Origin of the sequence: Pseudomonas putida (assembly GCF_002906855.1) — a bacterium.
GTDB lineage: Bacteria > Pseudomonadota > Gammaproteobacteria > Pseudomonadales > Pseudomonadaceae > Aquipseudomonas > Aquipseudomonas putida_N.
Genome location: NZ_MINI01000028.1, coordinates 1,870,180 through 1,887,391, shown reverse-complemented (window position 1 = coordinate 1,887,391; position 17,212 = coordinate 1,870,180). Strand labels below are relative to the sequence as shown.

Here is a 17,212-nt window from a genome sequence, read left to right as displayed (position 1 = left end):
TGCGCCCTGGGTGTAAGATCAGCCCGGCAACGACCCATAACAACAAGAAACACGCGAGGCCTGTTTTGCCACTGCCCCTGACGAACTAAGCCTCAGCTTGCACAGGAAGATCGCAATGGTCCACCCCGTTTCCATCAGCGTAACGCCTTGCCCAACCAGGACCTTCGGTTTTCTGGTGTTGCCCAACTTCACGACCATCGGCCTGGCATCGGCGGTGGAAACCCTGCGCATGGCCAACCTGGCAGCGCGCCATCCCTTGTACCGTACCGTACTGATTGCCGCCAGCCCGGAGCCGGTGGTAGCCAGCAATGGCATGCGCGTGCTGCCCGACCACAGTATCGCCGACGCCCCGGCGCTGGACGCCCTGTTCGTGGTCGGCGCCAACCCGATCGACCGCAGCCGTGGCAACAACCGGCCACTGATCGACTGGCTGCGCCAACTGGCCCGCCAGCGCCTGCCGCTGGGCGGGATCTGCACCGGCAGCTACCTGCTGGCCAAGGCCGAGCTGCTCGACGGCTACCGCTGCACCATTCACTGGGAAGACCTGCAGACCCTGCAGGAACACTTCCCCGACATTGTCATCTCCAGCCAGCTGTTCGAGCTGGACCGCGACCGTTTCACCTGCTCCGGTGGCGTTGCGGCCATGGATATGATGCTGCAACTGGTCGCCCGCCAGGCCGGCGGCCAGGCCATCGCCGCCAAGGCCGCCGAGCTGTTGCTGTGTGACCGCGTGCGAGGTGAGCGCGAGCGCCAGCGTGTGCCGTTGCGCACATTGCTCGGCACTGCCCAGCCCAAGCTGAGCCAGGTGGTGGCGATCATGGAGGCGAACCTGGAGGAGCCGCTGGGGCTGGAAGAGCTGGCCAGCCTCAATGAAGTGACCGTGCGCCAGCTGGAGCGGTTGTTTCATAAGTACCTGCAGCGCACCCCCAGCCAGTATTACCTGGAGTTGCGCCTGTCACGGGCACGGGAACTGCTGCTGCGCAGTGATGTGCAGGTGCGCGAGGTGGCGCTGGCCTGCGGGTTCAGCTCACCGGCGCACTTTTCCAAGAGTTACAGCCGCTTCTTTGGCCTGTCACCGTTGGGCGAACGGCGCCAGGCCTCGTTGCACTGAGGGCAGCGGCTCAGTCCTGCAGGGCCGCATGCGCCGTTTCCCGGCACATCAACATGGCCAGCAACGCTACCAGCGCGGCGGCCAGCAGGTAGCCCGCCGGGGCCAGCTTGCTGCCCGTGGCCTGTATCAACCAGGTGGCGATGAACGGCGCGGTCCCACCAAACAGCGCATTGGCCAGGTTGAAGCTCAAGGCAAAGCCGCTGAAACGCACCTGGGTCGGGAATATCTCTGCCAGCAGGCACGGCAAGGTACCATCGTTCATCGCCAGCATTGCACCGAAGAGAATCTGGATGGCCAGGATCACCAGCAACGGCTGCCCGTCGAGCAGTTTGAACAAGGGTACGGTCAGGCCGAGAAACAGCAACGAAGCCACCACCAGCATGGGCTTGCGGCCGAACTGGTCGGACAGCCGTCCCATCAGGAAGATCAGGCCAATGTAGGTGGCCAGCGATACCGTAGAGGCAATGAACGAATCGCGCTCGCTCATGCCCATTTCGTTGGACAGGTAGGTCGGCATGTAGCTGAGCAGCAGGTAGAACGCCACGGCGTTGAGGCAGGTGACACCGAGGCCGATGGCCAGGCTGCGCCGATGCCGCGCCAATAGCTCGCGGATCGGCGCCGGGGTCATGCAGGCCTTGTGTTCCAGGCGCTGCTCCATCTCCAGGAACTTCGGCGTGTCTTGCAGGCTCATGCGGATGTAGCGGCCGACCAGGCCGAACGGTGCGGCCAGCAGAAAAGGCAGGCGCCAGCCCCAGCTGTGCAGGTCTTCGCTGCTCAGCAGCTCATGCAATACCGCGACGAATGCCGCCCCAAACAGCAGCCCGGCCGCCGTGCTGGCCGGGACGATGCTGGTGTACAGGCCACGTCGGCCGAGCGGTGCATACTCGGCAAGAAACGCCGCGGCACCGGCGTATTCGCCCGAGGCAGAAAAGCCCTGCACCAGGCGGATCAGCAACAGCAGGCCGGGCGCCCACAGGCCGATCTGCGCATAACCTGGCAGCAAGCCGATGCAGAACGTTGAAGTCGACATGATCAGGATTGACCAGGACAGGGCGTTGCGCCGGCCATGGCGATCGCCAAAATGCCCCCAGACCACGCCACCCAGCGGGCGGACCAGAAATGACAGGGCAAATACCGCGAAGGTTGCCAGCAGGCCGCTGGTCTTGTCGGTCTGTGGAAAGAAGGTGGCGGCGATGATGGTGGCGAGGTAGCCGTAGGCGGCGTAGTCGAACCATTCGACGAAATTGCCCATGAAACTGGCACGCGCGGCCTTGCGCAGGGCCTGGCGTTCGGCGTCTGGTACGGAGCCGTCGAGGGAGGGAGCGTTTAAGGTGGTGCTGGACATGACGGGTACCCTCTGATTCTTCTAATTGGAGGCAGGGTCTGGTGGTCATACAGTTGTTTTTTATTGCCCGGGCCGGCCCCTTCGCGGCCGAAGCCGCCCCCACAGGTATTTCTCTAGCCTCTGTAGGAGCGGCTTCAGCCGCGAAGCAGGCGACGCCGGTGCTTATTTGCGAATGATGTTGTGCTCAGGCCCAAACGGGAATTTGGTAATGTTTTCGGCCCCGTGCTCATTGACGATCAGGATGTCATGCTCACGGTACCCACCCGCCCCCGGTCGCCCTTCGGGCAGCATGATCATCGGCTCGATCGACACCACCATGCCCGGCTCCAGTACCGTGTCGATGTCTTCGCGCAGTTCCAGCCCGGCTTCCCGGCCGTAGTAGTGGCTCAGTGTGCCGAACGAGTGGCCGTAGCCAAACGTGCGGTACTGCAGCAGGTCGTGGCGCAGGAAGATCTCGTTCAGTTCACGGGCGATGTCGCAGCAACGCATGCCAGGGCGCACCAGCTTGAGGCCCGCTTCATGCACCTCGACGTTGGCCTGCCACAGCCGCAGGTGATCGTCCGGGCAATGGTCGAGGAACAAGGTGCGCTCCAGCGCGGTGTAGTAGCCGGCGATCATCGGGAAGCAGTTGAGGCTGAGGATGTCGCCCTTGTTGACCTTACGGCTGGTGACCGGGTTGTGCGCGCCGTCGGTGTTGAGCCCGGACTGGAACCAGGTCCAGGTGTCCATCAGCTCGCTGTCCGGGAAGCTTCTGGCGATTTCGCGGACCATCGCCTGGGTGGCATGCAGCGCCACTTCATATTCTGGCACCTGGTCGCGCAGCGCCTCGACCACCGCCGCCCCACCAATGTCGGCAACCCGCGCGCCATGGCGGATCAGCGCCTGCTCCTCGGCCGACTTGATCATACGCATGCGCATGCACGGTGCGGCGATGTCCAGCAGTTCGGCCTTGGGGTAGCAGGCCGCGAGCTTGGCGTGGTTCTGCAGGTTGAGGTGGTCGTATTCCACGCCGATACGCGAGGCCAGTGGCAGGGCCTGCTGGATGGCGACGAAGTAGTTGTCACGTTGCCAGTCGGTGTAGACGATGTTGTCGGTGCCCACCGTGCGCCGCCAGGGCTGGCCACCGTCGATGTTGGCGCTGATCGACACCACCTTGTCCTGGGTGATCACCAGCGCGTAGGGACGACCGAACGAGCAGTAGAGGAAGTCGCTGTAGTAGTTGACGTTGTGGTACGAGGTGAAGACGGCTGCCTCGATATCCTGGTCGGCCATGTAGGCCCGCAGGCGGGCATGACGGGCGGCGTACTCCTGTGCGGAGAAGGTCGGCTTGACCTTGTCGCCATTGCGGATTTTCAGGGTCTGGGGCATTTGCATGGTCGGTGTTCCTTGTCGTTGTGAGCACGCTGTTCAGGCCGGCCGCCTGAGAAACATTGCAACAGAACCAACGAGGACGCTTTTGTATCTATCCGACCTGGAATTGGCGTTACCGCCACTGGGCAGGGGCTGCTTTGCAGCCCAGCCGCCTCTACAGGTATCGCGCCGTCTGCGAATCTGGCGCTGCACCTGTAGAAGCAGCAAGACGATGTGCCAGCTAGAACGTTTTAAATGCCACGTATGCGCAGCGCCTCCGAGACATCCTGGCGGCGCCAATCCGCTCTCAAATCTTAGGTTTGACCGATTTAGCTTTTTCGTCTGCGAGACTCTGCTTGCGCTCAGCTTCAGCCTTGGCATCGCGAGCGGCCAGCTCACGCGCTGTTGCGCCTGCGGCTGTTTGGCCGCTGGGCCGCTGGGCCGCCACGGCATCGATATCCCGCGCCCAACGCTGGCACGCTGGGTGATTCAGTCGCATCCATGATGCTTAGCGCCGGCAAGAATCCGATGCGGGTCGCCAAGCAGATGGGCGACAAAGACTGGCCCCTGATTGCCAAGGTCCATGGCCGCTGGATGCCCTCCGCTGACGTCGGAGCCGGAGGGCGTGCAGAGGCACTTTTGCTGGTAATGCCAGGGTTATGACAACATCACCGCCAGACCCCGCTTTTTCATTGGGCTAGATCAAAACGATCCAGCTCCATGACTTTTTCCCAAGCGGCGACGAAGTCTTTGACGAATTTGTCATTACCATCGCTGCTGCCGTACACCTCGCTCAACGCCCGCAACTGCGCATGCGAGCCGAACACCAGGTCGACCCGGCTACCCGTCCACTTCACCTGCCCGGTCTTGCGATCGCGGCCTTCGAAGCTTTCGTTGTCCGCCGAAGTCGGCTTCCATTCCACGCCCATGTCCAGCAGGTTGCGGAAGAAGTCGTTGCTCAGGGTGCCGGGCTTGTCGGTAAACACGCCGTCCTTGCTGCCGCCATGGTTGGCACCGAGCACGCGCAGGCCGCCGATCAGCACGGTCAGTTCAGGGGCGGTGAGGGTCAGCAACTGGGCCTTGTCCAGCAACAGCTTCTCGGCCTTGACGCTATAGCGGGCCTTGCTGAAGTTGCGGAAGCCATCGGCCAGCGGTTCCAGCACGGCAAACGACTCGACGTCGGTCTGCGCCTGGGAGGCATCGACCCGGCCCGGGCGGAAGCCCACGCTGACGTTGTGCCCGGCGTCCTTGGCGGCTTTCTCCACGGCAGCTGAGCCGGCCAGGACGATCAGGTCGGCCAGGGAGACCTTCTTGCCACCGGCGTTGAATTCGCCCTGGATCTTCTCCAGAGCCGCCAGCACCTTGCCGGTGCCCTGGTTCGCCGCCCAGTCCTTCTGCGGTGCCAGGCGCAGCCGGCCGCCGTTGGCGCCACCGCGCTTGTCCGAGCCACGGAAGGTCGAGGCCGCCGCCCAGGCGGTGGAAACAAGTTCGGCGACGCTCAGGCCCGAGGCAAGAATCTTGGCCTTGAGCCCGGCAATGTCCTGCTCACCCAGCGCTGGCTGGTCGGGTTTTGGCAACGGGTCTTGCCACAGCAGTTCTTCGTTGGGCATTTCCGGCCCCAGGTAACGCGCCAGCGGGCCCATGTCACGGTGGATCAGCTTGTACCAGGCTCGGGCGAAGGCGTCTGCCAACTGCTCCGGGTTGTCCTTGAAGCGCTTGGCGATCGGCCCGTAGATCGGGTCGAAGCGCAGGGCCAGGTCGGAGGTGAGCATCGAGGGCGCGTGGCGCTTGCCCGCGTCATGGGCATCCGGCACGGTACCTGCGCCCTTGCCATCCTTCGGTCGCCACTGGTGGGCGCCGGCCGGGCTCTTGGTCAGTTCCCACTCGAAGTTGAACAGGTTGTTGAGGTATTCGTTACTCCATTTAGTGGGCGTCGAGGTCCAGATCACTTCCAGGCCACTGGTGATGGTGTCGCCACCCTTGCCAGTGCCGAACTTGTTGGCCCAGCCCAGGCCCTGCAGCTCCAGGCCTGCCGCTTCAGGCTCGGGGCCGACGTTATCGGCCGGGCCGGCACCGTGGGTCTTGCCGAAGGCGTGGCCGCCGGCGATCAGCGCCACGGTTTCTTCGTCGTTCATGGCCATGCGGCCGAAGGTGTCGCGGATGTCCTTGGCCGACGCCACCGGGTCAGGGTTGCCTTCCGGGCCTTCCGGGTTCACGTAGATCAGGCCCATCTGCACGGCAGCCAGCGGGTTCTCCAGGTTGCGTTCGGGAGGTAGATCGCGGCTTTGCTCTTCCGGGCGCTTGGCAGGCTCTGCCACCAGGTCACCTTGGCCTGGTGGCTGGGCTTTGACCTGTTCCTTGCCGTAGCGGGTGTCGCCACCCAGCCAGACCTTTTCCGAGCCCCAGTACACATCTTCGTCCGGTTCCCACACGTCCGCGCGCCCGCCCGAAAAGCCGAAGGTCTTGAAGCCCATGGATTCCAGGGCGACGTTGCCGGTGAGCACGATCAGGTCGGCCCAGGAGATCTTGTTGCCATACTTCTGCTTGATCGGCCACAGCAGGCGCCGGGCCTTGTCCAGGCTGACGTTGTCCGGCCAGCTGTTGAGCGGGGCAAAGCGCTGCTGGCCAGAGCCGGCACCGCCGCGGCCATCACCGATGCGGTAGGTACCGGCGCTGTGCCAGGCCATGCGGATGAACAACGGGCCGTAGTGGCCGAAGTCGGCTGGCCACCAGTCCTGGGAGTCGGTCATCAAGGCGGTCAGGTCTTTTTTCAGGGCCTGGAAGTCGAGGCTCTTGAACGCCTTGGCATAGTCGAAGTCCGGGTCGGGGTTGGACTTGGACGAGTGTTGATGGAGAATCCTGAGGTTGAGCTGGTCAGGCCACCAGTCACGGTTGGTGGTGCCGCCACCTGCGGTTTGATGGAACGGGCATTTCGATTCGTTCGACATCTGCTGTTACCTTTGGGTCGGTTATCCAGATTTCCGGTCTATGCCAGGTGTTCTTTCAGCCGAGCACATGGGCTCATGCCTACCCCTTCATCAGGTCTGGTCGGTCACCTGCCGACACGGGGCTTTCGAAGCTCTCACGCCACGCGCGGCGCGGTCTTGCACACAGGTGCTGACGCGCCGCCCGCGAGCGGATTTCGCAGGGCCAGGGGAAAGACTAGTCGAGCTTGGGCAGAGGTCTAATAGAGTGGCTCTTGCAGGCTGATAGCCCCGGCACATCCATACAAGGCGCAACCGCCAGCGGCGTGCTTCAATACACCGCCAACCCCTCCAGCCCGGTGAGCCAAGCCCCATGAATCGCAACGACCTGCGCCGCGTCGACATGAACCTGCTGGTGCTTTTCGAAGCCCTGATGATCGAACGCAACCTGACCCGCGTCGGCGAAAAGCTGTTCATCACCCAGTCCACCGTCAGCGCCGCCCTCGCCCGCCTGCGCGAGCTGTTCGACGACCCGCTGCTGATCCGCAGCGGCCGGGCCATGGAGCCAACCCCGCGAGCCATGCAGATCTTCGCCGAGCTGGGCCCGGCCATGGATGTGATTTCGTCCGCCATCAGCCGCGCCCGCGACTTCGACCCGGCCAACAGCAGCAGCCAGTTCCGCCTGGGCCTGTCGGACGACGCCGAGTTCGGCCTGTTCCCCGCCTTGCTGCAGGCGCTGCGCGAAGAAGCGCCGGACATCAGCGTGGTGGTACGCCGGGCCAACTTCCTGCTGATGCCGGGCCTGCTGGCCAGTGGCGAGATATCGGTAGGCGTGAGCTACACCACTGACCTGCCGGCCACCGCCAAGCGCCGCAAGCTGCGCGATATCGGCGTGCGGGTGCTGCGCGCTGACAACCGCCCCGGTCCGCTGACCCTCGACGAGTACTGCGCCCGGCCCCATGTGATGGTGTCGTTCTCCGGTGACATGAGCGGCAACATCGACCTCGACCTCGCGCGTATCGGCCGCTGCCGCAAGGTGGTGCTGGCCGTGCCGCAGTTCGGCAGCCTGCGCGCGCTGCTACGCAACACCGAAATGATCGCCACCGTGCCGGACTACGCCGCTTGTGCCTTGGCCGACGATGGCAGCCTGCGCGCCGACCCGGCCCCCTTCGAGATCACCGAGGCCGAGCTGTCGATGGTGTGGAGCGGTGCCCATGACAACGACCCCGCCGAGCGCTGGCTGCGCGAGCGCATCCTGCAGTTCATGGCCCGCCCGAGCTGATCCATCGACCTCATCGATAGCCACCATGAATGCCATCAAGTTCCGTCGCAGCCACTTCGGGCAGAAGATGGCGGCATTCACTGATCGATGAGGCGCTACCCATGAAAACCGGCATTCTCGCTGCCCTGCTCGCCCTGTTCGCTGCCCTTGGCGGTTGTGCCGCGCCGGCTGGCCAGCAGGCTGCCCAGCCCTATGGGCACTTCTACTCGGCCACCGCCCTTTCCAGCGTCGCCCTGGCCCCGGGGCAGCACGTGGCCGTGCTGCTCGGGCGCAATGCCGACAGCACCCTTAGCTACCTGCAGCAGCACCGTGGAAACGCGGTCGCCAAAGCGCAGCCGCGCAGCATTCCGGTGGCCACGCTGCGCGGTGGCAGCCAGGCCTACGAGTGGCTGGCGCACTCACTGGCTCAGCAGTTCGCCGAGGTGACCTTCTATGAAGACCTGGACAGCCTGCTCGCCGACCACCCGGACGTGATCGTGCTGCTGGACAGCGAAAGCCGCCTGGCCACGGCAGACGTGGAAAGCCGAGTAGTGGCGCGCTTCTTCGACAGCCAGTTGACCTACATCGGCCGCGCCGAAGGGCGTGCGCGCAAGGATGTCAGCAATGTGGCGCGGATGCTGGAAGATGAACAAGCCGCCAAGGCCGATGCCCTGCGCGATTTCGACGCCTCGCTGCAGCGCTTGCTGGGCAGCAAGGTGTAAGGCGCAACGACCCTCCGGCAGAAAACAGGGAACTCCCGCCACTCGCCCGCAATCTTAAACAGTGAGTGGTTTTTTCCTTGTACTTCACGCTACTGGAGAACACGACATGCGCCACCTACTCCTCGCCCCTGCGCTGCTGCTCCTGCTGCCTGCCGGTGCGGCCCTGGCCCGCGTCGATGCGGGCGACGTCGCCACCTCGGCCGGTGTTTCCGCCTCGCTGTATTCGACCTTCAAGGATGACAAACGGATCATCCCCGCACGCGACGACCTTTCCGCATTCGTCGCCAGCGGCGGTACCATCCGTGGCGCCTATGTGGAGTCGGCGCTGGAACAGGCCCGCAAGGACAATCCTGGGCTGCAGGCCAGTGACGAAGAGCTGGCCCGGGCAATCCTCTCCCAGGATGACCCGCTCGCCCATCATTGATGTAGCGCCTATACCGGCCTTTCGCGGCGCAAGCCCGCGCAAGGGCCGGTACAGGATGACCTCAGCCCCAGCCATCCATGCGCATGGTGGCCCTGACCAAGCGCTGCTCTTCCTGCTCGATCTCCCGCAAACTGTCACGAATTCCGTTGATATGCTCGCGTGCTGCCCGCTGCGCCTGCTCGGGCAGCTGTTCCATCACTGCGTGATACAACCGCGCATGCTGGCGATCGATCTGGCGCTTCTGCGCCGGACGGCAATAGAGGTTGTTGACCGAGGCGAACACCGTGCTCAGGGTCAGGTCGCTCAATGACTGCAGGGTATGCACCAGCACCGGGTTGTGCGACGCCTCGCTGATCGCCCGATGGAAGGCATGGTCACGCCGGGCATGCTCGCGTGGGTCAAGCACTTCGACAGAAGCATGGGCATCCAGCATGTCTTCGTAGCGCCTGCGGATCAGCAGGCGGTCGATATCGGTGGCGCGCAAGGCCGCCAGGCGCGCCGACTCGGCCTCCAGCAAGGCGCGCACCTCCAGCAGGTCGAACAAGGTGCGCGGCTGCGAGCTGAACAGGTGCATCAACGGCGTGGCACTGGCCTGCCCGGCAAGGTCGGCGACGAACGAGCCGCGCCCTTGCTCGGTATCGATGATGCCGCGCCCCCGCAGGATGCGCAGGCCTTCACGCAGCGCCGAGCGCGAACAGCCAAGTTTCTCCACCAGGCGCCGTTCCGATGGCAAGGCCTGGCCGACCTTGAGCACGCCTTCGACGATCAGCCGCTCGACCCGCTCGGCCACTTGGTCCGCGACCTTGGCCTTGCCTTCAATACCCATGTACAGACTCCAACTGGTAGGACCACTGCTGTAAACGCTTCAAATCTAGCCGTTCAAACCCATAGATGGCCAGTGCTTCTCGGAAAAACTGGTAGGACCAGTGCCCAGCACGCTCGACCACCCCCGCTCAAGCGCGCAGGCTGCAAGGGTGAACGGTTTGCCAACAACAACAAAACTGCCGCCGAGTGAGCCTGATGAACATCCTCTACGACGAACGTGTCGACGGAGCGCTGCCCGCCGTGGACCTGCCCGCGCTGCTGCAGGCGCTGCGCGATGCCCTCCCCGACCTTGAGATCCTGCACCGCGCAGAAGACCTCAAGCCTTACGAGTGCGACGGTCTTTCGGCCTACCGCACCGTGCCGCTGCTGGTAGTGCTGCCCGAACGCCTTGAACAGGTGCAAACCTTGCTCAAGCTCTGCCACTCCCGTGGCGTGCCAGTGGTGGCGCGCGGCGCCGGTACTGGCTTGTCGGGCGGCGCGCTGCCGCTTGCCAAGGGCATCCTGCTGGTAATGGCGCGCTTCAACCGCATTCTTGAGGTCAACCCGCAAGGCCGCTTCGCCCGGGTGCAGCCCGGTGTGCGTAACCTGGCCATCTCCCAGGCCGCCGCTCCCCACGGCCTGTACTACGCACCCGACCCATCTTCGCAGATCGCTTGTTCGATCGGCGGCAACGTCGCCGAAAACGCCGGTGGCGTGCACTGCCTGAAATACGGCCTGACCGTGCACAACCTGCTCAAGGTCGAGATCCTCACCGTCGAGGGCGAACGCCTGACCCTGGGCAGTGACGCCCTCGACAGCCCGGGCTTCGACCTGCTGGCGCTGTTCACCGGCTCAGAGGGCATGCTCGGCATCGTCACCGAGGTGACCGTCAAGCTGCTGCCCAAGCCTCAGGTGGCGCGGGTACTGCTGGCCAGCTTCGACAGCGTCGAGGATGCCGGCCGTGCGGTGGCCGAAATCATCGCCGCCGGCATCATCCCCGGTGGCCTGGAGATGATGGACAACTTGGCGATCCGCGCCGCCGAGGACTTTATCCACGCCGGCTACCCGGTAGACGCGGCCGCCATCCTGCTGTGCGAACTGGATGGCGTCGAAGCCGATGTGCAGGATGACTGCGAGCGGGTAGACGAGGTGCTGAAGCAAGCCGGTGCCCGCGAAGTGCGCCTGGCCTGTGACGAGGCCGAGCGCGTGCGCTTCTGGGCCGGGCGCAAGAACGCCTTCCCGGCGGTGGGGCGCATTTCACCGGATTACTACTGCATGGACGGCACCATCCCGCGCCGCGAATTGCCGCGGGTGCTCAAGGGCATCAGCGAGCTCAGCGAGGAATACGGCCTGCGCGTGGCCAACGTGTTCCATGCCGGCGACGGCAACATGCACCCGTTGATCCTGTTCGATGCCAACCTGCCCGGCGAACTGGAGCGCGCCGAGGCCATTGGCGGGCGCATCCTCGAACTGTGCGTGGCCGTGGGTGGCAGCATCACCGGCGAGCACGGTGTTGGGCGCGAGAAGATCAACCAGATGTGCGCGCAGTTCAACAGCGACGAAATCACCCTGTTCCATGCCGTGAAGGCGGCGTTCGATCCGCAAGGGCTGCTCAACCCAGGCAAGAACATCCCCACCTTGCACCGGTGCGCCGAGTTCGGCGCCCTTCATGTGCATCACGGGCAACTGCCCTTCCCCGAGCTGGAGCGCTTCTGATGAGCATGGACCGCGACATGAGCCAGGACCTGCTCGAACAGGTCAACCAGGCGCTGAACCTGGGCACGCCGCTGCGCATCCAGGGCGGCAACAGCAAGGCCATGCTCGGCCGCCCGGTGGCTGGCGAGACCCTCGATACCCGCAACCACCGGGGCATCGTCAGCTACGACCCTACCGAGCTGGTGCTCACCGCCCGCGCCGGCACACCGCTGCTGGAGATTGAGGCGGCGCTGCACGAGGCAGGGCAGATGCTGCCCTGCGAACCGCCGCACCTGGGCGCCGAGGCGACCCTGGGCGGCATGGTCGCGGCCGGGCTGTCCGGGCCACGCCGGCCCTGGGCCGGGTCGGTACGTGACTACGTGCTCGGCACGCGGGTCATCACCGGGCACGGCAAGCTGCTGCGCTTTGGCGGCGAGGTGATGAAGAACGTCGCCGGCTTCGACGTCTCGCGGCTGATGGCCGGCAGCTTTGGCTGCCTTGGGCTGCTGACCGAGGTGTCGCTGAAGGTGCTGCCACGCCCACGCGAATGCCTCAGCCTGCGCCTGCCGATGGACCGCCACCAGGCCCTGGCCGAACTGGCCGAATGGGGCCAGCAGCCGCTGCCGATCAGTGCCGCCTGCCACGATGGCGAAGCACTGCACCTGCGCCTGGAGGGCGGTTCAGGCTCGGTGCAATCGGCCCGCCAGCGCCTGGGCGGCGACCTGCTCGACAGCCGCTTCTGGAGCGACCTGCGCGAACAACGGCTGGCCTTCTTCAACCACCCGGCACCGCTGTGGCGGCTGTCGGTGCCGACGGCCAGCGGCGAACTCGACGTGCCGGGGCAGCAACTCATCGACTGGGGTGGCGCGCAGCGCTGGCTGAAGTCGACGGCACCAGCGCAGCTGATCCGCGAGCAGGCGGCCAAAGTCGGCGGCCATGCCACCTGCTATGCCCCCGGCGACGATAGCAGCGCGCCGCTCCCGGCGGCGCTGATGCGCTACCACCTCGCGCTCAAGCAGCAACTCGACCCCCAGGGCGTGTTCAACCCTGGCCGCCTATACCCGGACCTGTGAGGCCACGCCCATGCAAACCAACCTGAGCGAGAGCGCCAAGCGCCTGCCCCGTGGCGAAGAAGCCGAAAGCATTCTGCGTTCCTGCGTGCACTGCGGTTTCTGCACGGCCACCTGCCCGACCTACCAACTGCTCGGCGACGAGCTGGACGGGCCCCGTGGCCGCATCTACCTGATCAAGCAAGTGCTCGAAGGCGCGCCGGTCACCGCCAGCACGCAACTGCACCTGGATCGCTGCCTGACCTGCCGCAACTGCGAAACCACCTGCCCGTCGGGGGTGAAGTACCACGACCTGCTGGACATCGGCCGCGCCGTGGTCGAGCAGCAGGTACCGCGCCCACTCGGCCAGCGCCTGCTGCGCCAGGGCTTGCGCGTCGTGGTGCCACGCCCGGCGCTGTTCAAGGCCCTGACCCGCACCGGCCAGGCCCTGCGGCCGGTGCTGCCGGCCAACCTCAAGAGCAAGTTGCCGGCCAAGGTGGCGCCAGCCGGCGAACGGCCCGCCCCCCGCCATGCCCGGCGCATCCTGCTACTCGAAGGTTGCGTGCAGGCCGCCTTGTCGCCCAACACCAACGCCGCCACCGCACGCCTGCTGGACCGCCTGGGGATCAGTGTGGAGCCGGCGTACGAAGCCGGCTGCTGCGGCGCAGTGGATTACCACCTCAATGCCCAGGAACAGGGCCTCGATCGTGCCCGGCGCAACATCGATGCCTGGTGGCCGGCCGTCGAGGCCGGTGCCGAGGCCATCGTGCAGACCGCCAGTGGCTGCGGTGCCTTCGTGCGTGACTACGGCCACCTGCTGGAAAAAGACCCGCACTACGCCGCCAAGGCTGCACGGGTCAGCGCCCTGTCGCGGGACTTGGTCGAAGTGCTGCGCGACGAACCGGTCGAACAGCTCGGCCTGTGCGCCGAACAGCGCCTGGCCTTCCATTGCCCCTGCACCCTGCAGCATGCGCTCAAGCTCGGCGGCCAGGTGGAAAGCCTGCTGACGCGCCTGGGCTTCACCCTCACCCCGGTGCCGGACGGCCACCTGTGCTGCGGCTCGGCCGGCACCTATTCGCTGACCCAGCCTGCGCTGTCGCGGCAACTGCGCGACAACCGCCTGAACGCGCTGGAAAGCGGCAAACCGCAAGTCATCGCCACCGCCAACATCGGCTGCCAGACCCACCTCGACGGAGCCGGACGCACGCCGGTGCGGCACTGGATCGAAATCGTCGAAGCAGCTTTGAACCAGGAGAACAGCCATGCATAGCAAGCACGTGATCGGCCAGGCGGAAGTGACCCGCCTGCTCGCTGCCGCCCGCCAGGAAGCCCAGGCGCAACAGTGGAACGTGACCATCGCCGTGGTCGACGACGGCGGCCATCCGCTGGCCCTGGAGCGCATGGACGGCTGTGCCCCGTCCAGCGCCTACATCGCCATGGAAAAAGCCCGCAGTGCCGCCCTGGGGCGCAAGGAGACCCGTGACTTCGAACAGATGGTCAATGGCGGGCGTACCGCCTTCGTCACCGCGCCGTTGCTGACCAGCCTGGAAGGCGGCGTGCCTGTGCTGGTCGACGGCCAGGTGGTGGGCGCCATCGGCGTGTCCGGAGTCAAACCCGAGCAGGATGCCCAGGTGGCCAAGGCGGGCGTGGCGGCCCTTTGAAAGGCGTGCGCATATTTTCTGAAACCTGAACTCCGAGCGAGAAGACAATGACCCACCCACTCAAGGTCGCCCCGATCCTGCAACGCTTCATCGAGGATGAAGTACTGCCCGGCACCGGCATCGACGTCGCCAGCTTCTGGCAAGGCTTCAGTACCCTGGTCCACGACCTCGCCCCGCGCAACCGCGAACTGCTCGCCGAACGCGACCGACTACAGCACGAACTGGACACCTGGCACCGCCAGCACCCGGGCCCGATCAGCGACATGGCCGCCTACCAGGCGTTCCTGCGCAGCATCGGCTACCTCGTTGAAACCCCTCGGCAAGTGCGCATCAGCTCCACCCAGGTCGACCGCGAAATCGCCGAGCAGGCCGGCCCGCAACTGGTGGTCCCGCTGAGCAATGCCCGCTACGCGCTGAATGCCGCCAATGCCCGCTGGGGCTCGCTGTATGACGCGCTGTATGGCACCGATGCCATCCCCGACAGCGACGGCGCCGAGCGCGGCCAAGGCTACAACCCGGTGCGCGGCGCCCGGGTGATCGCTTTTGGCCGGGATTTTCTCGACCGCTCGGCACCGCTTGCAGGCGCCTCCCACGCACACGCGCAGGCTTACGCGATCAATCAGGGAAAACTGCAGGTGACCTTGAGCGATGGCCGCCAGGTCGGCCTCGCAGCGCCTGCACAACTGCGCGGCTATCAAGATGAACCCGGCCAGCCAACGGCCATCCTGCTGCAACACCATCGCCTGCATTTCGAAATCCAGATCGACCCGGCCAGCACCATTGGCAAGGCCGACCGCGCCGGCGTCAAAGACATCCTCGTCGAAGCCGCGCTGACCACCATCATCGACTGCGAAGACTCGGTCGCCGCCGTGGATGCCGAGGACAAGGTCAACGTCTATCGCAACTGGCTGGGCCTGATGAAAGGCGACCTCAACGAACAGGTGAGCAAGGGCGGCAAGACCTTCACCCGTGCATTGGCCAGGGACCGTGAGTACCACGGCACGGATGGCCAGCCACTGACCCTGCCCGGCCGCTCGCTGCTGTTCATCCGTAACGTTGGCCACCTGATGACCAACCCGGCGATCCACGACCGCGATGGCCGGGAGATCCCCGAAGGCATTCTCGACGCCGTGGTCACCAGCCTGATCGGCCTGCACGACCTCAAACGCCGAGGCAACTCCCGCGAGGGCAGCCTGTACATCGTCAAGCCGAAGATGCATGGCCCGGCCGAAGTGGCCTTCGCCGACCAGCTGTTCGGCCGTGTCGAGGACCTGCTGGGCCTGCCCCGGCACACCTTGAAGATGGGCATCATGGACGAGGAGCGGCGCACCAGTGTCAACCTCGCGGCCTGCATCGCCAACGCGGCAGCACGGGTGGTGTTCATCAACACCGGTTTCCTCGACCGCACCGGCGACGAGATGCACAGCGCCATGGAAGCCGGCGCCATGCTGCGCAAGGGCGACATGAAAGGCAGCGCCTGGATCCAGGCCTATGAGCGCAGCAACGTACTGGTGGGCCTGGCCTGCGGCCTGCGCGGCAAGGCGCAGATCGGCAAAGGCATGTGGGCCATGCCCGACCTGATGGCGGCCATGCTCGAACAGAAAATCGCCCAGCCCCGCGCCGGCGCCAACACCGCCTGGGTACCCTCACCCACCGCCGCGACCTTGCATGCGCTGCATTACCACCAGGTGGACGTGCCGGCCGTGCAGGCACAGCTTGAAAACGTCGACCTGGACGCCGAGCGCGAGCAGCTGCTGCATGACCTGCTGAGCATTCCGGTGAGCCCGGACCGGCCCTGGAGTGCCGACGCTATCCAGGCCGAGCTGGACAACAATTGCCAGGGCATCCTGGGTTACGTGGTGCGCTGGGTGGAGCAAGGGGTGGGTTGCTCGAAAGTGCCGGATATCCATGACGTGGGGCTGATGGAAGACCGCGCCACCTTGCGCATCTCGGCACAGCACATCGCCAACTGGCTGCACCATGGGGTGGTCACCCATGACCAGGTCGAGGCGACCTTGCAGCGCATGGCCACGGTGGTGGACCAGCAGAATGCCGGGGATCCGGCGTACCGGCCGATGGCCGGAAATTTCGCTGGTTCGCATGCATTTCGTGCGGCGCAGGCGCTGGTGTTCAAGGGGCGGGAGCAGCCGAGTGGCTACACCGAACCGTTGCTGCATGGCTGGCGCTTGAAATTCAAACAGGAGGTTCAACAATAACACCGGCCTTTTAGGAGCGGGCAACCTCAACCCTGCAGGTCGACCACCACCGGCTCGCCAATCGCATAGAAATGCCCACCCGCCACGTAGTGCAGGCTGCGCCACTGCGGGTCGGCATTTTCATAAGCCCAGTGCCCCTCGCGGAACACCCGGTCATCCGCCCAGGCCGCCACCACCTCACCGATGAACAGGTCATAGGTGCTCTGGTTGTGCGGCTCGTCGATCACCCGGCACATCAACCAGGCCGAGCAGCCCTGAACCAGCGGCGCTACGTGCCCGTCCACCCGCGCCAGCTCGACACCAATGTTGGCCAGCTTGTCCGGCTGGTCGAACAGGCTGCGGGTCCCAACCTGATGCGTCAGCTGCGCCTGGGCAGCGGTCGGCACCTGGATCACGAACCAACCGCTGCCCTCCACCAGTTGCCGGGTGCGGGCACTCTTGTCCAGCACCACGGTGACCTTGGGTGGGTCGAAGTCCAGCGCACAGGCCCAGGCAGCGGCCATGACGTTGTCCACCCCCTCATGGCTGGCCGACACCAGTACGGTCGGCCCGTGGTTGAGCAGGCGGTAGGCCTTTTGCAGGTTGACGGCTTGGAAGTGGCTGTTCATCGGGGGCCTCGTTCAGCGCAGAAATCAGGCGAAGAATTGTGC

At 65.3% G+C, this 17,212-nt stretch carries 14 protein-coding genes; 9 read left to right on the top strand and 5 right to left on the bottom strand.

Annotation, left to right across the window (positions count from 1 at the left end; genetic code table 11):
• The first annotated feature begins 115 nt into the window (after positions 1 to 115).
• Positions 116 to 1,111 carry a GlxA family transcriptional regulator gene (locus BGP85_RS09185; protein WP_103446869.1) on the top strand — a complete coding sequence of 332 codons (996 nt, stop codon included), beginning with the start codon at positions 116 to 118 and terminating at the stop codon, positions 1,109 to 1,111.
• A 10-nt stretch (positions 1,112 to 1,121) separates the two neighbouring features.
• Here the strand turns inward: BGP85_RS09185 and BGP85_RS09180 are convergent, their stop codons facing one another.
• The 3 genes from BGP85_RS09180 to katG form a co-directional block, all read right to left on the bottom strand.
• Complete coding sequence (locus BGP85_RS09180) at positions 1,122 to 2,456, bottom strand: MFS transporter (protein ID WP_103446868.1); 1,335 nt, start codon at positions 2,454 to 2,456, stop codon at positions 1,122 to 1,124.
• Positions 2,457 to 2,618: 162 nt separating this feature from the next.
• Positions 2,619 to 3,830: a M24 family metallopeptidase gene (locus BGP85_RS09175; RefSeq protein ID WP_103446867.1), complete on the bottom strand. Its 1,212-nt coding sequence runs from the start codon at positions 3,828 to 3,830 to the stop codon at positions 2,619 to 2,621.
• 665 nt (positions 3,831 to 4,495) lie between these two features.
• On the bottom strand, positions 4,496 to 6,754 hold the full coding sequence (katG, locus tag BGP85_RS09165) for a catalase/peroxidase HPI (protein WP_103446866.1): 2,259 nt from the start codon (positions 6,752 to 6,754) through the stop codon (positions 4,496 to 4,498).
• Between the two features lie 349 nt (positions 6,755 to 7,103).
• Between katG and BGP85_RS09160 the strand changes: the two genes are divergently transcribed.
• The 3 genes from BGP85_RS09160 (at position 7,104) to BGP85_RS09150 (ending at position 9,137) form a co-directional block, all read left to right on the top strand.
• Positions 7,104 to 8,012 carry a LysR family transcriptional regulator gene (locus BGP85_RS09160; RefSeq protein WP_103446865.1) on the top strand — a complete coding sequence of 303 codons (909 nt, stop codon included), beginning with the start codon at positions 7,104 to 7,106 and terminating at the stop codon, positions 8,010 to 8,012.
• A 101-nt stretch (positions 8,013 to 8,113) separates the two neighbouring features.
• Positions 8,114 to 8,713, top strand: a complete 600-nt coding sequence (locus BGP85_RS09155) for a hypothetical protein (protein WP_103446864.1) — start codon at positions 8,114 to 8,116, stop codon at positions 8,711 to 8,713.
• Positions 8,714 to 8,819: 106 nt separating this feature from the next.
• A complete protein-coding gene (locus BGP85_RS09150; RefSeq protein ID WP_103446863.1) occupies positions 8,820 to 9,137 on the top strand; it encodes a DUF2388 domain-containing protein in 318 nt (105 codons plus the stop codon).
• A gap of 61 nt (positions 9,138 to 9,198) precedes the next feature.
• Here BGP85_RS09150 and glcC read toward each other — a convergent pair whose 3' ends face one another.
• Positions 9,199 to 9,963, bottom strand: a complete 765-nt coding sequence (glcC, locus tag BGP85_RS09145; RefSeq protein ID WP_103446862.1) for a transcriptional regulator GlcC — start codon at positions 9,961 to 9,963, stop codon at positions 9,199 to 9,201.
• 194 nt (positions 9,964 to 10,157) lie between these two features.
• Between glcC and glcD the strand changes: the two genes are divergently transcribed.
• Genes glcD through BGP85_RS09120 form a run of 5 tightly spaced genes read left to right on the top strand, consistent with a single transcriptional unit; the run spans position 10,158 to position 16,562 of the window.
• Entirely contained in the window at positions 10,158 to 11,657 is a 1,500-nt protein-coding gene (gene glcD, locus BGP85_RS09140; RefSeq protein ID WP_103446861.1) for a glycolate oxidase subunit GlcD, read from the top strand.
• On the top strand, positions 11,657 to 12,709 hold the full coding sequence (gene glcE, locus BGP85_RS09135) for a glycolate oxidase subunit GlcE (RefSeq protein WP_103446860.1): 1,053 nt from the start codon (positions 11,657 to 11,659) through the stop codon (positions 12,707 to 12,709). The genes glcD and glcE overlap by 1 nt, the downstream gene beginning before the upstream one ends.
• Before the next feature lie 10 nt (positions 12,710 to 12,719).
• The gene (gene glcF / locus BGP85_RS09130) at positions 12,720 to 13,955 is read left to right on the top strand and encodes a glycolate oxidase subunit GlcF (protein ID WP_103446859.1); all 1,236 of its coding nucleotides are present in this window, start codon (positions 12,720 to 12,722) and stop codon (positions 13,953 to 13,955) included.
• Positions 13,948 to 14,346: a heme-binding protein gene (locus BGP85_RS09125; protein ID WP_103446858.1), complete on the top strand. Its 399-nt coding sequence runs from the start codon at positions 13,948 to 13,950 to the stop codon at positions 14,344 to 14,346. The genes glcF and BGP85_RS09125 overlap by 8 nt, the downstream gene beginning before the upstream one ends.
• 47 nt (positions 14,347 to 14,393) lie before the next feature.
• Complete coding sequence (locus tag BGP85_RS09120; protein WP_103446857.1) at positions 14,394 to 16,562, top strand: malate synthase G; 2,169 nt, start codon at positions 14,394 to 14,396, stop codon at positions 16,560 to 16,562.
• A gap of 26 nt (positions 16,563 to 16,588) precedes the next feature.
• Here the strand turns inward: BGP85_RS09120 and BGP85_RS09115 are convergent, their stop codons facing one another.
• A complete protein-coding gene (locus BGP85_RS09115; RefSeq protein ID WP_103446856.1) occupies positions 16,589 to 17,170 on the bottom strand; it encodes a flavin reductase family protein in 582 nt (193 codons plus the stop codon).
• Between the last annotated feature and the right edge of the window lie 42 nt (positions 17,171 to 17,212).

Excerpts from the sequence above, each read along its gene's own strand:
- glcF (WP_103446859.1), top strand. The coding sequence starts at position 12,720 with ATGCAAACCAACCTGAGCGAGAGCGCCAAGCGCCTGCCCCGTGGCGAA.
- BGP85_RS09160 (WP_103446865.1), top strand. The coding sequence starts at position 7,104 with ATGAATCGCAACGACCTGCGCCGCGTCGACATGAACCTGCTGGTGCTT.
- BGP85_RS09175 (WP_103446867.1), bottom strand. The coding sequence starts at position 3,830 with ATGCAAATGCCCCAGACCCTGAAAATCCGCAATGGCGACAAGGTCAAG.
- BGP85_RS09115 (WP_103446856.1), bottom strand. The coding sequence starts at position 17,170 with ATGAACAGCCACTTCCAAGCCGTCAACCTGCAAAAGGCCTACCGCCTG.
- BGP85_RS09180 (WP_103446868.1), bottom strand. The coding sequence starts at position 2,456 with ATGTCCAGCACCACCTTAAACGCTCCCTCCCTCGACGGCTCCGTACCA.
- glcE (WP_103446860.1), top strand. The coding sequence starts at position 11,657 with ATGAGCATGGACCGCGACATGAGCCAGGACCTGCTCGAACAGGTCAAC.
- BGP85_RS09125 (WP_103446858.1), top strand. The coding sequence starts at position 13,948 with ATGCATAGCAAGCACGTGATCGGCCAGGCGGAAGTGACCCGCCTGCTC.
- glcD (WP_103446861.1), top strand. The coding sequence starts at position 10,158 with ATGAACATCCTCTACGACGAACGTGTCGACGGAGCGCTGCCCGCCGTG.
- BGP85_RS09155 (WP_103446864.1), top strand. The coding sequence starts at position 8,114 with ATGAAAACCGGCATTCTCGCTGCCCTGCTCGCCCTGTTCGCTGCCCTT.
- BGP85_RS09185 (WP_103446869.1), top strand. The coding sequence starts at position 116 with ATGGTCCACCCCGTTTCCATCAGCGTAACGCCTTGCCCAACCAGGACC.
- BGP85_RS09150 (WP_103446863.1), top strand. The coding sequence starts at position 8,820 with ATGCGCCACCTACTCCTCGCCCCTGCGCTGCTGCTCCTGCTGCCTGCC.
- BGP85_RS09120 (WP_103446857.1), top strand. The coding sequence starts at position 14,394 with ATGACCCACCCACTCAAGGTCGCCCCGATCCTGCAACGCTTCATCGAG.
- glcC (WP_103446862.1), bottom strand. The coding sequence starts at position 9,963 with ATGGGTATTGAAGGCAAGGCCAAGGTCGCGGACCAAGTGGCCGAGCGG.
- katG (WP_103446866.1), bottom strand. The coding sequence starts at position 6,754 with ATGTCGAACGAATCGAAATGCCCGTTCCATCAAACCGCAGGTGGCGGC.